Source organism: Streptomyces sp. NC-S4 (genome assembly GCF_054353315.1).
The window spans coordinates 214,607-231,494 of the sequence record NZ_CM135937.1 but is presented as its reverse complement, the minus strand read 5'-3'; the positions used below and the strand labels follow the sequence as shown (position 1 = coordinate 231,494).

19 protein-coding genes are annotated in these 16,888 nt (G+C 73.3%); 7 read left to right on the top strand and 12 right to left on the bottom strand.

Going from position 1 to position 16,888, the window contains the following annotated elements; all coding sequences use genetic code 11:
• Positions 1-67: 67 nt before the first annotated feature.
• The 3 genes from ACXNSR_RS01145 to ACXNSR_RS01135 form a co-directional block, all read right to left on the bottom strand.
• Positions 68-805, bottom strand: a complete 738-nt coding sequence (locus ACXNSR_RS01145) for an ArsR/SmtB family transcription factor (RefSeq protein ID WP_458640242.1) — start codon at positions 803-805, stop codon at positions 68-70.
• Positions 806-889: 84 nt separating this feature from the next.
• Positions 890-1,774, bottom strand: a complete 885-nt coding sequence (locus tag ACXNSR_RS01140; protein WP_458640241.1) for an oxygenase MpaB family protein — start codon at positions 1,772-1,774, stop codon at positions 890-892.
• A 58-nt stretch (positions 1,775-1,832) separates the two neighbouring features.
• Positions 1,833-2,192 carry a PRC-barrel domain-containing protein gene (locus ACXNSR_RS01135; protein WP_458640240.1) on the bottom strand — a complete coding sequence of 120 codons (360 nt, stop codon included), beginning with the start codon at positions 2,190-2,192 and terminating at the stop codon, positions 1,833-1,835.
• Positions 2,193-2,361: 169 nt separating this feature from the next.
• Here ACXNSR_RS01135 and ACXNSR_RS01130 point away from each other — a divergent pair, with 169 nt between their 5' ends.
• Positions 2,362-2,754 carry a hypothetical protein gene (locus ACXNSR_RS01130; protein ID WP_458640239.1) on the top strand — a complete coding sequence of 131 codons (393 nt, stop codon included), beginning with the start codon at positions 2,362-2,364 and terminating at the stop codon, positions 2,752-2,754.
• A gap of 59 nt (positions 2,755-2,813) precedes the next feature.
• On the opposite strand, the gene ACXNSR_RS01125 is transcribed toward ACXNSR_RS01130, so the two are convergent.
• Complete coding sequence (locus tag ACXNSR_RS01125) at positions 2,814-2,999, bottom strand: hypothetical protein (RefSeq protein WP_458640238.1); 186 nt, start codon at positions 2,997-2,999, stop codon at positions 2,814-2,816.
• A 171-nt stretch (positions 3,000-3,170) separates the two neighbouring features.
• On the opposite strand from ACXNSR_RS01125, the gene ACXNSR_RS01120 reads away from it, so the two are divergent.
• Both ACXNSR_RS01120 and ACXNSR_RS01115 read left to right on the top strand, forming a co-directional pair.
• Positions 3,171-4,367 carry an FUSC family protein gene (locus ACXNSR_RS01120; protein WP_458640237.1) on the top strand — a complete coding sequence of 399 codons (1,197 nt, stop codon included), beginning with the start codon at positions 3,171-3,173 and terminating at the stop codon, positions 4,365-4,367.
• A gap of 15 nt (positions 4,368-4,382) precedes the next feature.
• Positions 4,383-4,769 carry a VOC family protein gene (locus ACXNSR_RS01115; RefSeq protein WP_458640236.1) on the top strand — a complete coding sequence of 129 codons (387 nt, stop codon included), beginning with the start codon at positions 4,383-4,385 and terminating at the stop codon, positions 4,767-4,769.
• A 19-nt stretch (positions 4,770-4,788) separates the two neighbouring features.
• Here ACXNSR_RS01115 and ACXNSR_RS01110 read toward each other — a convergent pair whose 3' ends face one another.
• Positions 4,789-5,181 (bottom strand): nuclear transport factor 2 family protein, encoded by a 393-nt coding sequence (locus tag ACXNSR_RS01110; RefSeq protein WP_458640235.1) that lies wholly within the window; start codon positions 5,179-5,181, stop codon positions 4,789-4,791.
• A 102-nt stretch (positions 5,182-5,283) separates the two neighbouring features.
• Between ACXNSR_RS01110 and ACXNSR_RS01105 the strand changes: the two genes are divergently transcribed.
• A complete protein-coding gene (locus ACXNSR_RS01105; RefSeq protein WP_458640234.1) occupies positions 5,284-5,727 on the top strand; it encodes a MarR family winged helix-turn-helix transcriptional regulator in 444 nt (147 codons plus the stop codon).
• 36 nt (positions 5,728-5,763) lie between these two features.
• A complete protein-coding gene (locus ACXNSR_RS01100; RefSeq protein WP_458640233.1) occupies positions 5,764-6,393 on the top strand; it encodes a class I SAM-dependent methyltransferase in 630 nt (209 codons plus the stop codon).
• Between the two features lie 189 nt (positions 6,394-6,582).
• Here ACXNSR_RS01100 and ACXNSR_RS01095 read toward each other — a convergent pair whose 3' ends face one another.
• On the bottom strand, positions 6,583-7,473 hold the full coding sequence (locus ACXNSR_RS01095; RefSeq protein ID WP_458640232.1) for a helix-turn-helix transcriptional regulator: 891 nt from the start codon (positions 7,471-7,473) through the stop codon (positions 6,583-6,585).
• A 160-nt stretch (positions 7,474-7,633) separates the two neighbouring features.
• Here ACXNSR_RS01095 and ACXNSR_RS01090 point away from each other — a divergent pair, with 160 nt between their 5' ends.
• Positions 7,634-9,037: an MFS transporter gene (locus ACXNSR_RS01090; RefSeq protein ID WP_458643522.1), complete on the top strand. Its 1,404-nt coding sequence runs from the start codon at positions 7,634-7,636 to the stop codon at positions 9,035-9,037.
• A 149-nt stretch (positions 9,038-9,186) separates the two neighbouring features.
• On the opposite strand, the gene gap is transcribed toward ACXNSR_RS01090, so the two are convergent.
• From gap to ACXNSR_RS01075, 3 genes are all read right to left on the bottom strand, one after another.
• Positions 9,187-10,185: a type I glyceraldehyde-3-phosphate dehydrogenase gene (gap, locus tag ACXNSR_RS01085; protein WP_458640231.1), complete on the bottom strand. Its 999-nt coding sequence runs from the start codon at positions 10,183-10,185 to the stop codon at positions 9,187-9,189.
• A 123-nt stretch (positions 10,186-10,308) separates the two neighbouring features.
• On the bottom strand, positions 10,309-11,265 hold the full coding sequence (locus ACXNSR_RS01080) for a GlxA family transcriptional regulator (protein WP_189743517.1): 957 nt from the start codon (positions 11,263-11,265) through the stop codon (positions 10,309-10,311).
• Positions 11,266-11,321: 56 nt separating this feature from the next.
• The gene (locus ACXNSR_RS01075) at positions 11,322-12,584 is read right to left on the bottom strand and encodes a hypothetical protein (protein WP_458640230.1); all 1,263 of its coding nucleotides are present in this window, start codon (positions 12,582-12,584) and stop codon (positions 11,322-11,324) included.
• 230 nt (positions 12,585-12,814) lie between these two features.
• On the opposite strand from ACXNSR_RS01075, the gene ACXNSR_RS01070 reads away from it, so the two are divergent.
• A complete protein-coding gene (locus ACXNSR_RS01070; protein WP_458640229.1) occupies positions 12,815-13,774 on the top strand; it encodes an MBL fold metallo-hydrolase in 960 nt (319 codons plus the stop codon).
• Between the two features lie 33 nt (positions 13,775-13,807).
• Here ACXNSR_RS01070 and ACXNSR_RS01065 read toward each other — a convergent pair whose 3' ends face one another.
• The 3 genes from ACXNSR_RS01065 to ACXNSR_RS01055 are packed head-to-tail and all read right to left on the bottom strand — an operon-like array spanning position 13,808 to position 16,809.
• On the bottom strand, positions 13,808-15,208 hold the full coding sequence (locus ACXNSR_RS01065) for a hypothetical protein (RefSeq protein ID WP_458640228.1): 1,401 nt from the start codon (positions 15,206-15,208) through the stop codon (positions 13,808-13,810).
• Between the two features lie 52 nt (positions 15,209-15,260).
• The gene (locus tag ACXNSR_RS01060; RefSeq protein WP_458640227.1) at positions 15,261-16,172 is read right to left on the bottom strand and encodes an SDR family oxidoreductase; all 912 of its coding nucleotides are present in this window, start codon (positions 16,170-16,172) and stop codon (positions 15,261-15,263) included.
• 25 nt (positions 16,173-16,197) lie between these two features.
• Positions 16,198-16,809: a TetR/AcrR family transcriptional regulator gene (locus ACXNSR_RS01055; RefSeq protein ID WP_458640226.1), complete on the bottom strand. Its 612-nt coding sequence runs from the start codon at positions 16,807-16,809 to the stop codon at positions 16,198-16,200.
• Positions 16,810-16,888: the final 79 nt, after the last annotated feature.

Sequence of the window (16,888 nt, the reverse complement as noted above, 5' to 3'; positions counted from 1 at the left end):
CCCACCCTATGACCGAAACATTTCGGTGTCGACCGAATTAATGTCCCTTCGTGTGTGGAGCTGCGGCTCAGCTCCACGCCTCCGGTGCGAGCCCCAGCAGATCCCCGAAGGCCCGCTCCCCGGCATCGGTCACCTCCAGCGCCCGCCCGCCGCCCGCCGGGCGGACCACCCACTCCTCCTCGAACGCCCGCGCGCGCAGCCGCGCCCCGGTGAGGCCACCCAGGTGGCGGCGCCGTTCGGTCCAGTCGAGACAGGAACTCGCCAGCGGCCTGCGCCCCTCGCCGGCCAGGCTGATGCCCGCGTCGGCGCACCAGGCCCGGCCGGCCTCCGTCAGTTCGAAGGCGTCCTGCGTGCGCAGCAGCCCGCGCCGCTCCATCGCGTCGGTCACCGCCATGCCGAGCCGTCCGGCGAAGTGGTCGTAGCAGGTCCGGGCGCGAGCCAGGGGGTCCGGCGCGGCGACCACGGGCACGGCGTGCGCCGCGTCCCGGTCCGGAACGGCGTGCGAGGCGAGTTCGTCGATCAGCCGGGCGGTCGCGCCGTCGGCGATGCGCACGTAACTGTGGCGGCCCTGCCGCTCGGTCACGCAGATGCCCGCTTCCAGCAGCCGGGCCAGATGGCCGCTGATGGTGGAGGGCGCCACCGCGGTGATCCGGGCCAGCTCGCCCGCGGTCCAGGCGCGCCCCTCCAGCAGCGTCATGCAGATCGCGGCCCGCGTCTCGTCGGCCAGGGCTGCGGCGAAGGTGGCCAGCAGGGCCGCAGGGGCCGCTCCGCCCGTGGCCGTCGGTCCGGGATGCGTCTCGTTCATACGTCCAGGATGCCCCATGATTTCGGTAAACGACGAACAATCTGTACGGGCTGAGGGCGGCCCGGGCGATCGTCCGCGCGGAGGTCACCCGGACGGGGGTGACGGGGGAGCCGGTGGCAGCGCCCAGCGGATCGCGCGGGTGACGGCCCGGCCGCCCGCGCGAGCGACGAGGGGCGGGATCCGTGCGGCCGCGGGCACCTCGGCGGACACGGCCGACTTGGCCCAGGGCGGCAGCAGGTCCACGGCCGCCGCCGCCAGCAGCGCGTACGGCAGCCGGGCCGCCCCCGGCAGCGGGGGATCCGTCAGAAGGAACCGGGCGGTGTCCCGGGAGGCCGCCGTCGGCCGCAGGCCGGGTCGGTACCGTGCCATCCGCAGAGCCAGTTCGTGCGCGTTCTCCGGTGGCCGGTCCGCCCCCAGCGCGCGGGCCACGCGCGCCGTGTCGGCCAGGTACGCGTCACGGCCCGCGGTGTCCAACGGCTCCCTGCCGTAAAGCTGGTGGGCCCGCAGGAAGCAGTCCACCTCGGCGATGTGCACCCAGGTCAGCAGCTCAGGATCGTCGGCCCGGTACGGGACGCCGTCGGCCGTCCGCCCCCGGACGCGCGCGTGCACCTCGCGTACGCGGGCCACCGCCGCCTCGGCGTCGGAGCTCGTACCGAAGGTGGTGACGGCCAGGAAGGTGCTCGTGCGGTGCAGCCGCCCCCACGGGTCGCCCCGGTACCCCGAGTGGGCCGCCACGGCGGCCATCGCGAGGGGGTGCAGGGACTGGAGCAGCAGGGCGGCCAGCCCGCCGACGAACATCGACGCGTCCCCGTGGACCCGCCGCACCGGCCGTTCCGGTGCGAACCACCGGGGCCCGGGGGTCGTGTGGATCCGCGCCCTGTTCCGGGGCCCGTCCGGCCCGGCGACGCGCAGGAAGACCGCCTCGCCTGCTTGCCGCCTGATCCTCCGGACGGTCGTCGCCCTGGTCATATGTCCAGTATGTGCCGAGCCCCGGTCCGGGTGGCGCCGCACACCCTCCGGCCGTGGATCACAGCCAGCGCGGCGGAATCATGCCGTAGTAGCCGCCCAGCAACTGCCGGTAGTCGGTGCTCTCCAGGTGCTGGTCCCGGATGAACTCCGGGGCGTCCTTGACCTGTTCCCTGGTCAGCCCGACGCGGATCCGCTTCTCCTCCACATCGATACCGGTGACGGTGCCCGCGGGGAGGAGGACCTCCTTGCCGAAGATCCACGGGCCGGTGTCCACGACCAGATAGGCCGATCCTGCCTCGTCGGAGTGCTCGTCGACCCTTCCGATGCTTCCGTCGGCCGCCTCCACCTTGTAGCCGGACAGGTCCACGTCCGTGATGCGGTCAACGGTGCCGTGGTAGGCCCAGGCGTTCTCGGGCATGAGTGACAGCTCCCTCCATCGATCCGTGTGGTCACGGCGCGCATGCCCGGCTCGGCCGCGGTCATGCGTCCGCCCCCGATCCGTCTGAACCCCCGTGAGGCGGAGCCGGGGCAGACCCCGGTGGGGTGAACTCCGGCGCCGGTCCGCGGCTCGGGGCTACGCTCCGCAGATGGAACGCGCAGAGGTACTCAAGCGAGTGATCGCCATCCTCACCGACGCCCAGGACATCCGCCGGGCCGCCGAAGCCGGGGTGAGCGACGGGGGCGGCGAGGCCGGGGAGGAGGGCGCCGGGTCGCCGCCGACCGCCGGTGTGGCCACTCTGCTCCTGAACGAGATGCTGCCGTCGATCAGGGTGCCGGCCGACGCGTCTCCGCAGGAGGTGGCCGCCCTGGTGGCGGAGGCGCTCGGGCCGGCCCTGCACACCATGGTGTCGGGCTTCAGCCTGGCGTTCACCAGCCTCGCGATGGTGCACGACAGCGGGCGGACGGACATCTCCTCGATCGGGGTCCTCCAGGAGCTCGCCCTGGAGATCGAGGCAGGGACCTACGACGAGGGCCCGTAGGACCTCGCCGCCGCTCCCCGCCCCGTGGCCGGTCCGCCCGGACCGGCGCCGTTACTCCACTACTCCGCGTCGTCGTCGCCCGTACGGGTCGACTTGCGCTCCTGCCGCCGCCTCAGTTCCTCCGGGCTCTTGCCCTCGACCCGCTTGCTGGCCTCGGGGTGCACCGGGTCCGGACCGGGATGCTCCTGCGCCTGTTCCGCGCGGCCCTCGCCCGACTTCTCGCGCCTGTCCTGCGTACCCTCCATGGCTGTTCTCTCCCTCGCGCTCGTGGATCCCATCGACCGGGACCGCCCCGGACGCCCACGGCCTGCCCGCGAACGGCCGGGTCGTCCTCCCGCTACGGACCATCCTCGGCCGACCGGGACCGGGCGGCCACGCCATGCGTCATCCGGCCCAGCAGCGGGAAGGCGCCCCGCATGCCGGAAACGATCAGCAGCTTCGCCACCCGTGTCGCACGACGCCGCCGTGAACCGGTCGCCGTCCAGGCCCTGCGTTCCACCGCCGCCGCCGTGATCAGCTATGTCGTCGCGCTCCGCCTGAGCAGTGAGCCGTTGCCACTGACCGCGCCGCTGACCGCCCTGCTCGTCGTCCAGGTCACCTTGTACTCCACCCTCACCACCAGTATCCGCCGGGTGAACTCGGTGGTCGTCGGGGTGCTGATCGCGATCGGCTTCAGCGCGCTGGTGGGTCTGACCTGGTGGAGCCTCGGGCTGCTGATCCTCGCCTCGCTGGTCGTGGGTCACCTGGTACGCGTGGACGAGTTCGTGCCCGAGGTCGCGATCAGCGCCATGCTCGTCCTCGGCGTCACCCAGGTCACGGACACCGCCTGGGACCGGGTCCTGGAGACGGTCATCGGCGCGGTGGTCGGGCTGCTGGTCAACCTGCTCCTGGCACCGCCCCTGTGGGTCGGTACGGCCGGCGCCGCGATCACCGACCTCGCCGGGCGCATGAGCCGGCTGCTCGACCACCTCGGCGAGGAACCCGCCGGACCGGCCAGGGTCGAGCAGGCCGCGGCCCGGCTGCACGAGGCACGCCGCCTCGACAACGACATCGCCCAGGTCGACGCCGCCCTCCGGCAGGCCGAGGACAGCCTCCGGCTCAATCCGCGGGTCAAGGAGGGGCTGCTCTTCAGGCTGGTGCTGCGTACCGGCCTGGACACCCTGGAGATCTGCGCGGTCGTACTCCGCGTGGCCTGCCGGACGCTGACCGACCTGGCCCGGGCCCGCCCCGACGGTCCGCTCTTCGACCCCGGGACCGCGACCGCGCTGCGGCAGGTACTGCGCCACACGGCCATCGCGGTGGAAAGCTTCGCCCAGCTGATCACCGCGCAGGTCAGCGCCAACGCGGAGGAGGCGGAGGCCCGGCTGACCGGCGAACTGGCCGTCGCCCGGGCCCACCGCGACCGACTCGCGGTCCTGCTGCTGGCCTCCGCCCGCGAGGACCCGGCACACTGGCAGCTGAGCGGCGCGCTGCTCACCGAGATCGACCGGGTCCTGGACGAGCTGGGCGTCGACAAGCGCTCCCAGCGCCTGCTGGAGGAACTCGACCGGCACACCCGCTCGCGGCACCGGCGCTGGAAGCCGCTGCGGTGGCCGCGGCGGGACCGTGGGTGAGGGAAGGCGGGCGCGATGGTGCACGTACTGGGTAGCAGGGTCCTGCTGCGCCCCACGGACCCCGAACGCTCGCGCGCCTTCTACGGCGACACCCTCGGGCTCGCCGTCCACCGCGAGTTCGGCACGGGCCCCGACCGCGGCACGGTGTACTTCCTCGGCGGCGGCTTCCTCGAACTGTCCGGTCGTGCCGAGGAACCGCCCGCGCCGGGCCTGGGGCTGTGGCTCCAGGTCGCGGACGTGACGGCCGCGTACGAGGAACTGCGCGACCGGGGCGCCGAGGTGCTGCGACCTCCCCGGCGCGAACCCTGGGGCCTCATCGAGATGTGGATCGCCGACCCCGACGGCGTCCGGATCGCCGTGGTGGAGGTCCCCTCCGATCACCCCCTGCGCTTCCGCCCCTGATCCGGGGCCGGGGCACTTCCTAGCGTGCGCTGCCGAGGTCGCGGTCGGACTCGGACCCCTCGAGCATCAGGGTGGTCTCCTCGATGCGGCTGAAGCGGCCGTCGGGCGCGAACTCGCCGAACAGGTAGACCTCGGTGCGCACGGTCGAGCCGTCCGTCTTCGTGACGTGGACGGTGTGCCGGTCGGCGTACTTGAGGCCGTCGTACAGCTCCTCGTGGACCTCGACGACGCCGTGGTCGACGACGGTGCGCAGGTGGGTGATGTGCTCGATGAAGCCGGCCCGGTCCGCCCACTCGCCGTCCGTGCGCTGGCGGTACTCCGGGGCGAAGTGGAGGTCGGCGGCTTCCTCGACGGTGAGGTCGCGGTTGAGGAGCAGGTCGGTGAGGGCGGCGGTGATTCCGGTGCGGGTCATGGGACTGCCTTTCGATGCGGAACGGATCGAGATGCGTGCGCGGCGCACGCTCTTCGCTCACCGTAGCAGGAATGCGTGCGCGGCGCACGCTATTCTTCTGTCGTGGACAACGAGACCGGATACGAGATCGCGGAAGCGCTGGGCATCCTGCTCAGGCGCACGACCCGCGCGCACCTGCACCAGCGGCTCACGGAGGGCATGGGCGAGGCCGTCGACGACGTGACCTACCCCGTGCTCAGCGCCCTGGCCCGGACCGGCCCCCGCAACGCGGCGGACCTGGCCCACGACGTGGGGATCGACCGCTCGGGCGTGACCCGCCGGGCCTCCCGGCTCGAGGCCGCGGGCCTCGTCCGCCGCGAACCGGACCCCGCCGACCGGCGCGCACACCTCCTCGTCCTGACCGAGGAGGGGCGGCTCGTCGTCGCGGAGCTGCGCGCGCGCCTGGCGGACCACATCACGGCGAGCCTGTCCTCCTGGCCCCCGGGCGAGGCCGAGACCTTCGCCCGCCACCTGCGCCGCTTCACGGCCGAAGGCCCCTTCGCCTAGTTTCTTCGCCTAGGTTCTTCGCCTAGGTTCTTCCCCGTGACGGAACACCAGGACGGGACCGGGGCGGCGTACGACGGGGTCGTCGAGCTCTACGCGTCGATGTTCGCCGACCGGCTGGAGACGCGGCCGTTCGCGCGGGCCATGGTCGCCACCTTCGCCGAGCTGGTGCGCGGCACGGGGAACCTGCGGACCGCCGACGCCGGCTGCGGCCCCGGGCACCTGACGGCCATGCTGAACGAGCTCGGGCTGGACGCCTTCGGCCTCGACCTCTCCCCGGGCATGATCGACCACGCCCGGCGGGCCCATCCGGGGCTGCGGTTCGACGAGGCGCGGATGGAGGCCCTGCCGGTCGAGGACCGTGCGCTCGGCGGCGTGCTCGCCCACTACTCGACGATCCACACGCCGCCCGGGGAACTGCCGGCACTGCTCGCCGAACAGGCGCGCGTCCTGACTCGCGGGGGCCTGCTCCTGGTCTCGTTCTTCGCGACCGACGGACCGGAGCCGGTCCGCTTCGACCACAAGGTGACGCCCGCCTACAGCTGGCCGGCGGACCGGTTCGCCACGTTGCTGGCCGGGGCCGGGCTCACGGTGTTCGCCCGGCTGCTCCACGACCCGGCCTCCGAGCGGGGCTTCCTCGACGCCCACCTGCTGGCCCGCCGCGCGTAGGCCGTCTCTTCCGGATCTTGCCTGACCCGCGCCGCCCGGCACCGCACCTTGCCGCGTTGTCGAGGCACCCGAGGACGTCCAGTAATCGGGAGCCCCTCCGCCTTGCAATGCACGGCACCGGACGGCGCGGGCTCAACCGGCAAGATCCGAAAGAGACGGCCTGGCCGCGCCCCGGCGCGCCGCGCGGCGTCAGACGGCGGCCGCCGCCATCGGCGCATCCGGACGGACGCGGCGATCCGCCAGCCGTTGCAGCTCCTCCAGGCGCTCCCGCGTCTGCTGGTCCAGTGGTACGTACGTCACGAGCCTCGGCCCGGTCCGCGGTCCGAGCCACAGGTTGGTGTGCTCCAGGTGCAGCAGGCCCACGTGGGCGTTGCGGATGTACTTCGACTTCGCGAGCTGTCCGCCCACCACCTCATGGCGGGCCCACACCTCCCGGAACTCCGCCGACGCCCCCTCCAGCCGGGCCAGCAGCGTCGTCCACGCGGGCTCCGCCAAGTGCTCGGCCATCGCCGCCCGGAACCTCGCCGCCATGAGCCGGTGCGTACTCGGCAGGTCGACCACCGACTCCCGCCACTGCGGGTCGGTGAAGGCGAGCCACATGCAGTTGCGGTCCTCCCGCCGCTTGCCGTCCAGATCGCCGAGCAGCTGCCCGTACGTGGCGTTGTAGGCGACGATGTCGTACCGGCTGTTCTGGACGCACGCCGGGATGTGGCCCAACTGGTCGAGCATGGCCCGCACGGCCGGCGTCACGCTGGGGCAGACCGCAGGCGGCGCCGGGTCCAGGCTCCCGGCCAGAGCGAACAGGTGCTCCCGTTCGCTCACGTCGAGCAGCAGCGCCCGCGCGACCGCGTCCAGCACCTGGGCCGAGACCTGGATGTCGCGCGCCTGCTCCAGCCACGTGTACCAGGTCACGCCCACCGACGACAGGTGCGCGACCTCCTCGCGGCGCAGCCCCGGGGTCCGCCGGCGCGGCCCGCGCACCAGCCCCACCTGTTCGGGAGTGATCCGCTCGCGGCGGGTACGCAGGAACTCGGCCAGCTCGTGCCGGCGGACATCGCTTCCAGGGGCCACAGTGGTCATGCTCCCAGCCTGCCGCACCGCCCATCCTGTTGCCAGGTAGTCCTGGTACCCGGATAACGACACTCTGGTACCCGTCTGACGGCCGGGTGATCGTCGGAGGGTGACTCAGATCCCCGTACGCAGCAATCCCGTACGCAGCAACCCCGCACGCACCGACCCCGTGCACCGCACCCCCGCGCCCGCCGCGCCCCACCTGGGCGGCCCCGGCCTGTTCACCGTGCTCCTGGGCGCGGCCCTGCCCCTGATCGACTTCTTCATCGTCAACGTCGCGCTGCCGTCCATCGAGCACGACCTCGCCGCCGGCCCCGCCCTCCTGGAACTCGTCGTCGGCGGCTACGGCGTCGCCTACGCCGTCCTGCTGGTCCTCGGCGGGCGCGTCGGCGACAGCCTCGGCCGCCGCCGGCTCTTCCTCATCGGCATGGCCGCCTTCGGCGTCACCTCGCTCGCCTGCGGCCTCGCCCCCGACGCCTGGACCCTCGTCGCCGCCCGGGTCGCCCAGGGCGCGGCCTCCGCCCTCATGCTGCCGCAGGTGCTCGCCACCATCCAGGCCACCACCGAGGGACCGCGCCGGGCCCGGGCCATGAGCCTGTACGGGGCCACCGGGGGCCTGTCGATGGTCGCCGGGCAGATCCTGGGCGGCGTGCTGGTCGCCGCGGACCTCGGCGGAACCGGCTGGCGTGCGGTGTTCCTGGTCAACGTACCCGTGGTGGTTCTCGGGCTGGTCCTCGCGGTGCGCACCGTCCCCGACACGCGGGCCGGCCGGCCCGCGGCCGTGGACGTGCCCGGAACCCTGCTGCTCGCGCTGTCGCTGGTCTCGCTGCTGCTGCCGCTGACCGAGGGGCGGGCCGCCGGCTGGCCGCTGTGGACCTGGGTCTCGCTCGGCGTGTTCCCCATCGCGGCCACGGCGTTCTACGTCACCGAGCGCCGGGCCGACCGGAGGGGCCGCACACCGCTGGTGCCGCCGAGCCTGCTGAGGCTGCAGTCGCTGCGGCGCGGCCTCGTGCTCCTGCTGCCGTTCTCCATCGGCTTCAGCGGCTTCATGTTCGTCCTCGCCGTGACCCTCCAACAGGGCCTGGGCATGGGCCCGGTGGCGGCGGGCCTGGCGCTGGTGCCGATGGCCGTGGCCTTCTTCGCCGCCGCGCTGGCCGGGCCGCGCCTGGTCTCCCGCTTCGGCAGCCGGATCGTCACCGCCGGTGGCGTCCTCCAGGCGGCCGGGATCGCCCTCCTGCTGGCCACCCTCCGCCACGGCTGGCCGGACCTCGGCGTGGCCGTGCTCGCCCCGGGCGTGGCCCTCGCGGGACTGGGGCAGGGCCTCCAACTGCCCGTGCTGATGCGCCTGATGCTGTCGGACGTCCCCGCCGACCGGGCCGGGGTGGGCGGCGGGGTCATGATCACTGCTCAGCAGTCCGCCCTGGCGCTCGGCGTCGCCACGCTCGGCAGCCTCTTCCTGGCCCTGGTCCCGACGGCCGGCCTGCGCGCGGCGGTGTCCACCACCCTGCTCGTCCAGCTCGGCCTGATCGCGCTGACCGTCCTGCTCAGCCTCCGCCTTCCGCGCATGCGCTGAGCGGGCCGCAGCAGTACGAAGCACCGGCGCGGCCGGGCGGGTACGCCGAGGCGCCCGCGCGCGGCCGGGAAGATCCGGCCACCGGAATCGATGACCTGGACCTGCTGCGCGCGGGCGCCTGGCCCGCCCCACCGGGGGCCGCTGTCGGGTCAGCCCGCGGCGAGGAGCGTGAGCGTGTCGATCACGCGGTTCGAGAAGCCCCACTCGTTGTCGTACCAGGCGACCACCTTGACGTGGCGGCCGTCGACCCGGGTGAGCTCGGAGTCGAAGATCGACGAGGCGGGGTTGCCCGTGATGTCGGCGGACACGAGCGGGTCCTCGGAGTACTCCAGCACGCCGGCCAGCGGGCCCTGCGCGGCGGCGCGGTAGGCCTCGAGGATCTCCTCGCGCGTCACGTCGCGGGCGACGGTGGTGTTGAGCTCGACGATCGAGCCCACCGGGACCGGCACGCGGATCGAGTCGCCCGACAGCTTGCCGTCGAGCTGCGGCAGGACGAGGCCGATCGCCTTCGCGGCGCCGGTCGAGGTCGGCACGATGTTGACGCCGGCGGCGCGGGCACGGCGGGGGTCGCGGTGCGGGCCGTCCTGGAGGTTCTGCTCCTGCGTGTAGGCGTGCACGGTGGTCATGAACCCGTGCTCGATGCCCGCGAGCTCGTCGAGCACGGCGGCCAGCGGGGCGAGCGCGTTGGTGGTGCAGGACGCGTTCGAGACGATCGTGTGCAGGGCCGGGTCGTAGGCGTCGGTGTTGACACCGTACGCGAGCGTGACGTCGGCGCCGTCGGACGGAGCGCTGACGAGCACCTTGCGCGCACCGGCCTTGAGGTGGCCGCGGGCGGCCTCGGCCGAGGTGAAGCGGCCGGTCGCCTCCAGCACGAGGTCGACCTCGAGCTCGGCCCAGGGCAGCTGCTCGGGCTCGCGCTCGGCCAGCACCGTGATCCGGTGTCCGTCGACGACCAGCACGTTCCCCTCGACGGTCACGGGGCGGCCGAGCCGGCCGGACGTGGTGTCGAACGCGAGCAGCCGCGCGAGGGTCTTGGGCTCCGTCAGGTCGTTGACGGCCACGACCTCGAGGTCGGTGTCGCGCTCCAGGAGCGCACGCAGCACGTTGCGTCCGATGCGGCCGAATCCGTTGATGGCAATGCGAGTCATGACGATGTCCCTTTCGTTCGCCATCAGGTTCGCCGCCGGTCACCCTCCGCAACAGCGGCGAGATCGCCAGGGTTCGTAAGGATCTCGCCACGCCCCCATGCTCGCCACGCGGCGGCTTCCGGGCTACTCGCCCTGGGTGAAGGTACGCCGGTACTCGGTCGGGGTGGTGCCGAGGATGCGGTGGAAGTGCAGGCGGAGGTTCGCGCCGGTGCCGAGGCCGACATCGTCCGCGATCTGCTCGACACTGCGCTCGGAACGCTCCAGCAGCTCACGCGCCACGTCGATCCGGGCCCGCATGACCCACTGCATCGGCGTGTACCCGGTGTCCTCGGCGAAGCGCCGCGAGAAGGTCCGGGGCGAGACCCCCGCGTGCTGCGCCAGCGCCTCCAGAGTGAGCGGTTCGCCCAGCTGGTGCAGCGCCCACTCACGGGTGGCGGCGAACCGCTCGCCGAGCGGTTCGGGCACGCTGCGCGGCACGTACTGCGCCTGGCCGCCGCTGCGGTAGGGGGCCGCCACCAGACGCCGGGCCGCGTGGTTGGAGGCGGCCACACCCAGGTCGCGGCGCAGGATGTGCAGGCACAGGTCGATGCCCGAGGCGGCGCCGGCCGAAGTGAGCACGCTGCCCTCGTCGACGAACAGGACGTTCTCGTCGAGCCGGATGAGCGGATGTTTCGCGGCGAGGGCCCGCGCGTAGTGCCAGTGGGTCGTGGCGCGCTTGCCGTCGAGCAGCCCGGTGGCGGCGAGCGCGAACGCCCCCGTCGAGATGGCGGCGAGCCGCGCCCCTCGGCCGTGGGCGGCGATCAGCGCGTCGATGACCGCCCGCGGCGGGTCCTCGCGGTCGGGGAAGCGGTAGCCGGGGACGAAGACGATGTCGGCCCACGCGAGCGCGTCCAGCCCGTGGGTGACGTGGTACGACAGGCCGTCGCCGCCGGTGACGAGACCCGGGGCCGCGCCGCAGACCCGCACCTCGTACGGCATGCTCGCGCGGGTCGTGAACACCTGCGCCGGGATTCCGACGTCGAGGGGCTTCGCGCCCTCGAGGACGAGGACGGCTACACGGTGGAGGCGGGAGGGCGGCACGGGTTCAGGGTACGGCGGGGGAGGGCACGGCCCGTGCCCTCCCCCTTTCCCAGGGGCTACAGCTGTCCGGCGATGAGGTCCAGGTCCCCGCGGGTGAAGCCCGGACCGTCGGCGCCGTCCGGGGCGAACGACTCGATGACCGCGTCGACGACGGGGGCCGCGTCCGTGCCGCTCACCCCGGTGATCTGCACGTTGTAGAAGACGACCCGGCCGTCGACGTCCGCGTTGGAGATCTCCAGGACCGCGTCGAGCCACTGGATGGCCTCGGCCTCGTTGCCCTGCGTGCGGTTCAGTTCGCGCAGACAGCTGCGGCCGATGCCCGGCAGCAGCGCGGCAGTGAGGTCCTTGGCGTCGGCGAAGGTGCGCACGTCGGGCCAGAAGGTGTTGATGGGCCGCGGTCGGGCCGCGTCCGTGAAGTCGAAGAACGTGAGCGTGTGGCGCACGCACACGTGGTGCACGTTCTCCTCGGCCGCCGTCAGCCGCAGGGTGACGTCCCGATCGCCCACTTCGGCGCGGACCGTGGCGGTCGCGGCGGCGGATGCGGAGGCGGCGTACGCCGCGATCGACGGCGCGTTCGTCCGGGCCCCGGCGAAGAGGCGCCGGCCCTGCTCGGGCGTCGGGAACGGGGTCAGGCCCTTGCGCAGGTTCTGCTTGGTGGTGGAGTCGTACACCCACTGCTCGCGCAGCGGCGGATACAGCACCCGCTCACCGCGCGCGATCCGTTCGGCGGCGAGGTGCGCGCTCTGCAGGTGCCGGTGCAGGGTGGTCCAGAGCGCGGCGTCGTACACGCCGTGCCCCTGGTTCGCTTCGGCAGCGGCCAGCCAGGCGTTCTCCAGCTCCTTGAGCGCGACCGATACGGTGTCCATCCGACGGGTTCCCGGGCCGCCCGGTACCGGCTCCGTGTCGGGGTCGAAGTTCATGCCCGGGTCGTTGGCCGGGCTCTGCGGGCCGAGCGACACCATCAGCGGCAGGTTCCACAGCAGCCGGTGCGGGTTGGGGCTGCCGCCCGGCCCCGCCATGGCCACGGCACCGGCGACGCTCTCGCCGGCCACCGCCCAGCACAGGTTCCAGAACGCCCGCGCCGCCCCCTGGAGCTTCGGCTCCTTCGCGTTCCAGGCCGGGGTGAGCTGCTCGGCGATCGAGCTGAGCCGCTCCTTGGAGATCTTGTGGTGCAAGGCACCGGATTTCCACTCGGTGGGTAACGCGTAGGCCGACTTGCCGTCGTTCAGTGGTTTGACGGCCCATTTGCCCTTGTCCGGCACGTCTTTGGCCGTGCTCGGTGGTGGCGCCGGCCTGCCGGCCACGGGGGACGTCGTCATGGCACTCCCTTCGCGGCCCACCGGGCGCGGGCCGGCCCCATCTTCGGCTCCCCGGGTACGGGGCGTCCACCGGTTCCGGGGCATTGGGGAGGGCGGGACGAGGGACCACGCGCGGGAGGAAACGGCCCGAGCCGTGCCGTGCCCGGCGCACGGAAAACGGGGGGCCGCGACGGGGCGCAGCCCGTTATGATCGGCCTTCACCCGATCATGGCGGTCCGACGGAGGCACCGATGACAGCGGCTCCTGCACGGACCCCGGCCCATCCCGAACGGCTGGAGCGAGGACACCCGTTCCGCCAGTGGAAGACCTGGCGGATCCCCGGCACCGGGCTCACCCTCACGGGATACTCGCGCGCCAACGACAAGACGTTCTTCCACGTACCCGAACTGCGCTGCGCGCTCGACGCCGGACTGGTGGAAGGGCGTCAGCCGGAAACCGTCTTCCTCACCCACACGCACCACGACCATTCCAAGGACCTCGACCACCTCGCGGCCAGGCCCGGCGGAGTGGACATCCATCTGCCCGCCGCGGCGGTGCCGTACGTGGAGAACTTCCTGCGGGCCTCCGCCGAACTGAACCACGGCAGCGCCTACGATCCGGCGCTCGCCGCGGGCTGCCGGCTCCACGGGGTGCGCGGCGGCGACGAGTTCACCTTCGGACGCCGCAGCCACCACGTACGGGTGGTGGAGTGCGCGCACAAGGTGCCCTGCGTGGGATACGCGTTCGCCGAACGCCGCAAGGCCCTGCTGCCCGAGTACGAGGAACTGCGCCGGACCCTCGCCGAACAGGGCCGCGGCGCGGAGTTCGGCCGCGTCCTGGCGCAGCGCCGCACGGCGGGCGCAGAGGTCGAACGAGAGGTGCGCAGACCGCTGTTCGCCTTCCTCGGCGACACCCACGTCAGCGTCTTCGCGGACAACCCGTGGCTCTTCGAGTACCCGGTGGTCATCACCGAGTGCACGTTTCTCGACGACGCCGAGCTGGAGCGGGCCGACCGGGTGGGACACACCGTCTGGAGCCGGCTGAAACCCGTCGTAGAGGCCCACCCGGACACCCTCTTCGTCCTCACCCACTTCAGCCTGCGTCACTCGGACCGGGACGTCCTGGACTTCTTCCAGGACGAGCGGCCCGACAACGTACTGCTGTGGGTGCACCCGGACAGCCGGCTGCCCGAGCAGCACCAGCACGGCTGACAGCCGGCGGCCGCGCTTCCCGGACCCGCCGGATCAGACCCCGGCCAGCGCGTCACGCAACCTCCTTGCCTGTCTGAGCAGTTGGGACGAGCCGGGGCGCTGCGCGAGCGCCGTGACCTCGGGCAGTTCCCCGCGCGCGCCCGACAGCCGGGCGGAGTCCGCCGCGACGGCCAGCAGCGCCCCGTGCATCTGGGGCCGGGTACGGTCCAGCAGACCGGGCAGGGCGGTGGCCAGGACCGCCCACACCGCCCCCGCGCCCTCCGGTACGGCGACGGCCGCCCGCAGCGACTCGGCCAGCAGAGGCACCCTCAGCGTGCCCAGCCCCACGAGTTCGGTCAGCTCCCGGCCCAGCAGCTCGCCGTCCAGCCGGCCCCGCGAGGCCAGTACCACGAGCGCCCGCACGGCGGCCTCCCGGTCGGGCTCGGGGACGGAGGCGAGCCCGTAGGCCACGGCCAGGTGCACGGCGGGCCCGGCCGGGCCGTCGGCCGAGGCCAGCGCCTCCAGGAAGGCGGGGGAGCCGCGGCCGTCCTGGTCGGCCGCCGACGCGACACCCGTCAGCAGCCGGGCCGCGGCTATCTCCGGATGCCAGGGCAGCGTCGCGACCGTGTGGGCGTCCCGGTAGTCCGGCAGGGACCAGTGCGGACAGGAAATGGCCGGCTCGAAGATGCGGAACAGCGACCAGAACTGCCGGGGGAACGCACCGCGGCCTTCGAGGGCCTCGTGCCCCACCAGGATCCGGCGGCCGATGCGCGCTCCCCGGCGCCTGCTGGGACGCTCGGCCTCACCCGCTTCGCGCTCCCGCCACCACTGCGGTCCGGGCAGACCGCCCTGCCGCAGCCAGGCGGTCACCCGGGCCCCCTCGGCCGACTCCAGCCGCTCCGCGGCGCGCACCGCTGCGGGATCGATCCGGCCGCCGCACCGCAGCAGTGCCTGACCCAGGTCCGCCGGTCCGGGCCGGACACCGAGGCGCTCGTACTCCGCGAGGCGCTCGACCAGCTCGTACGCGTCCACCGCGCCCGTCGGCCCGCTCGGTACGGAGAGCAGGAACGGCACCGGGTCACCGGCCCGCAACCGGGCGGCGACCTCGGCGGCGCGCGCACCCGCTATGTAGTCCAGCGCCACGTGCTGACACAGTTCGAGCCAGCCCGCCCCGGCGGCGTTCTCCCAGGACTCCTCCGTCCGTACCGGCTCGACCGCCGCGCCGACGATGCCCGCCAGGCACCGGACCTGCGCGTGCGGTTTCACCTTGAACTCGCGCGGGACGCAGCCCAGCGTGGCGGCCAGCGCCTCCCTGTCCCGGAAGGCGTGGCTCACCACGGCGTTGAGCACCCGTTCGAACGGCACCACGCCGGGGTCGTGGCGGCCGGCCAGCACGGCCGCGACCTCGTCGGCGAGCGCACCGAGTGACGGTACGGCGAATTCCCCCTTGATCATGTGATGCAGGCTAGCCCCTGCCACTGACAGCGCCGCCGCTCACCGGGTGGCGTCAGAGCGGGTCGCCGAGCGGTCCGTACTCCGCCTCCAGGTTGCTGGCCCAGTGCGCGGCGAAGTCGGGCCGGGTGCCGTCGGCGTCCGTGAACCCGTACTCCTTGTAGAGGTCCCAGGTGGCCAGCGCGCGGCCGGTCCTGGCCATGACGTCCGGGTCGGCCGCCAGGGCCACCACCGCCCGCCCCAGGTAGGCCGGGGTCTCGGAATGGGCGAAGTTCGGGTCCTGGGCGGCGCCGTCACGCCAGTTGGCCTCGGTGACCCCGAAGTGCTCCAGCAGCGCCTCCGACCTCAGGAACCCCGGAGTCAGGGAGACGGCCGCGACGCCGTGCGGCCGCAGCTCGGCCGCCTGCGCGACGGCCAGCCGGATGACCGCCGACTTCGCCATGTCGTAGAAGAACGAGCCGCGGTAGCGGGCGGTGTTGCCGTCGGTGACCTCCACGACCAGGCCGCTCCCGCGGGCCACCATGAGCGGCAGCGCGTACCGGCTGGTGATCACATGGGTCTCCACCGCCCTGCGCAGGAGGCGCAGGCCCTGGTCCAGGTCCTGCTCCCACAGCGGGTGTTCCCAGTCGGTGAGCTGGTCGCCGCCCCAGACGGAGTTGACCAGGACGTCGAGCCGGCCGTCCTGTTCCGCCGCGATCCGCGCCACGAGGGCCCGGACCTGCTCCGGGTCGCTGTGGTCGGTGCGGACCGGGACACCCACGCCTCCGGCGGCGGTGATCCTCTCGGCCGTCTCCTCGATGGTCTCGGGGCGGCCGAGATCGGAGCGGTGCGTTCCGCTGCTGCGGCCGGTCACGTAGACGGTCGCGCCGGCGGCTCCGAGCTCGATGGCGATTCCCCGCCCACCGCCCCGGGTACCGCCCGCGACCAGCGCGACCCTTCCGGTGAGCTCTCGTGTCTTCTCGGCCATCTCTTCTCCAGGTCCTGCCGCGGGTTCACGCGGTGTTGGTGTCGGTGTCGGTGGTGATGTGGGGGGCCAGCACGGCGTCGAGACCGTCCCGGACGCGCCGGCCGAGGGTGCCCCGGCGGTCGAGGGCCCAGACGAGCCCCGCGCCGGAGGTGACGGCCTGCACGGTCGTGGTCAGCGCCGCCACGTCCGTCGCGGCACGGAGCTCGCCGGTGGAGACGGCCGCCGCCAGCAGCGTCCCGACCGCCCGGCGCTGGGCCTCGTGCACGGCGAGGGCCCGCTCGTGCAGTTCGGGGTCCGTGAGATCCATGCACAGGAACGCCAGATGGTTGGCGAAGGTCTCCGGCGTGACCATCGGAGCCGTCCACTGGGCGACCAGTGCGGCCAGGGCCCCGAGTGCCGAGCCGCGCTCCTCGCGGACCCGGTCGGACAGCGCGTCCGTGTCCCGCACGGACTGATCGGCCAGTGCCAGGAGCAGGCCGCGCTTGGAGCCGAACCGCTGCACGAGCGTGCCGGGCACCAGACCGACCTCGCGGGCCACCGCTGCCAAGGTCAGCCCGGACGGTCCGACCCGTCCCATCACCTCGGCCGCCGCGCGCAGGATCGCCTCGTCTTCCACCCCGCGGGGACGTCCGGCCACAGTCGCTCCTCTTTAATAAATGCACGTGCATTTATTAAAGCATGTGTGCGGGCGACGGCCCGGCAGGCCCTAACGTTGG

What these genes read in the sequence shown, in the direction of transcription:
- ACXNSR_RS01065 (WP_458640228.1), bottom strand. Translation starts at nt 15,208, where the DNA reads ATGATCAAGGGGGAATTCGCCGTACCGTCACTCGGTGCGCTCGCCGAC.
- ACXNSR_RS01135 (WP_458640240.1), bottom strand. Translation starts at nt 2,192, where the DNA reads ATGCCCGAGAACGCCTGGGCCTACCACGGCACCGTTGACCGCATCACG.
- ACXNSR_RS01140 (WP_458640241.1), bottom strand. Translation starts at nt 1,774, where the DNA reads ATGACCAGGGCGACGACCGTCCGGAGGATCAGGCGGCAAGCAGGCGAG.
- ACXNSR_RS01075 (WP_458640230.1), bottom strand. Translation starts at nt 12,584, where the DNA reads ATGACGACGTCCCCCGTGGCCGGCAGGCCGGCGCCACCACCGAGCACG.
- ACXNSR_RS01125 (WP_458640238.1), bottom strand. Translation starts at nt 2,999, where the DNA reads ATGGAGGGTACGCAGGACAGGCGCGAGAAGTCGGGCGAGGGCCGCGCG.
- ACXNSR_RS01130 (WP_458640239.1), top strand. Translation starts at nt 2,362, where the DNA reads ATGGAACGCGCAGAGGTACTCAAGCGAGTGATCGCCATCCTCACCGAC.
- ACXNSR_RS01095 (WP_458640232.1), bottom strand. Translation starts at nt 7,473, where the DNA reads ATGACCACTGTGGCCCCTGGAAGCGATGTCCGCCGGCACGAGCTGGCC.
- ACXNSR_RS01115 (WP_458640236.1), top strand. Translation starts at nt 4,383, where the DNA reads ATGGTGCACGTACTGGGTAGCAGGGTCCTGCTGCGCCCCACGGACCCC.
- ACXNSR_RS01060 (WP_458640227.1), bottom strand. Translation starts at nt 16,172, where the DNA reads ATGGCCGAGAAGACACGAGAGCTCACCGGAAGGGTCGCGCTGGTCGCG.
- gap (WP_458640231.1), bottom strand. Translation starts at nt 10,185, where the DNA reads ATGACTCGCATTGCCATCAACGGATTCGGCCGCATCGGACGCAACGTG.
- ACXNSR_RS01145 (WP_458640242.1), bottom strand. Translation starts at nt 805, where the DNA reads ATGAACGAGACGCATCCCGGACCGACGGCCACGGGCGGAGCGGCCCCT.
- ACXNSR_RS01070 (WP_458640229.1), top strand. Translation starts at nt 12,815, where the DNA reads ATGACAGCGGCTCCTGCACGGACCCCGGCCCATCCCGAACGGCTGGAG.
- ACXNSR_RS01120 (WP_458640237.1), top strand. Translation starts at nt 3,171, where the DNA reads ATGCCGGAAACGATCAGCAGCTTCGCCACCCGTGTCGCACGACGCCGC.
- ACXNSR_RS01110 (WP_458640235.1), bottom strand. Translation starts at nt 5,181, where the DNA reads ATGACCCGCACCGGAATCACCGCCGCCCTCACCGACCTGCTCCTCAAC.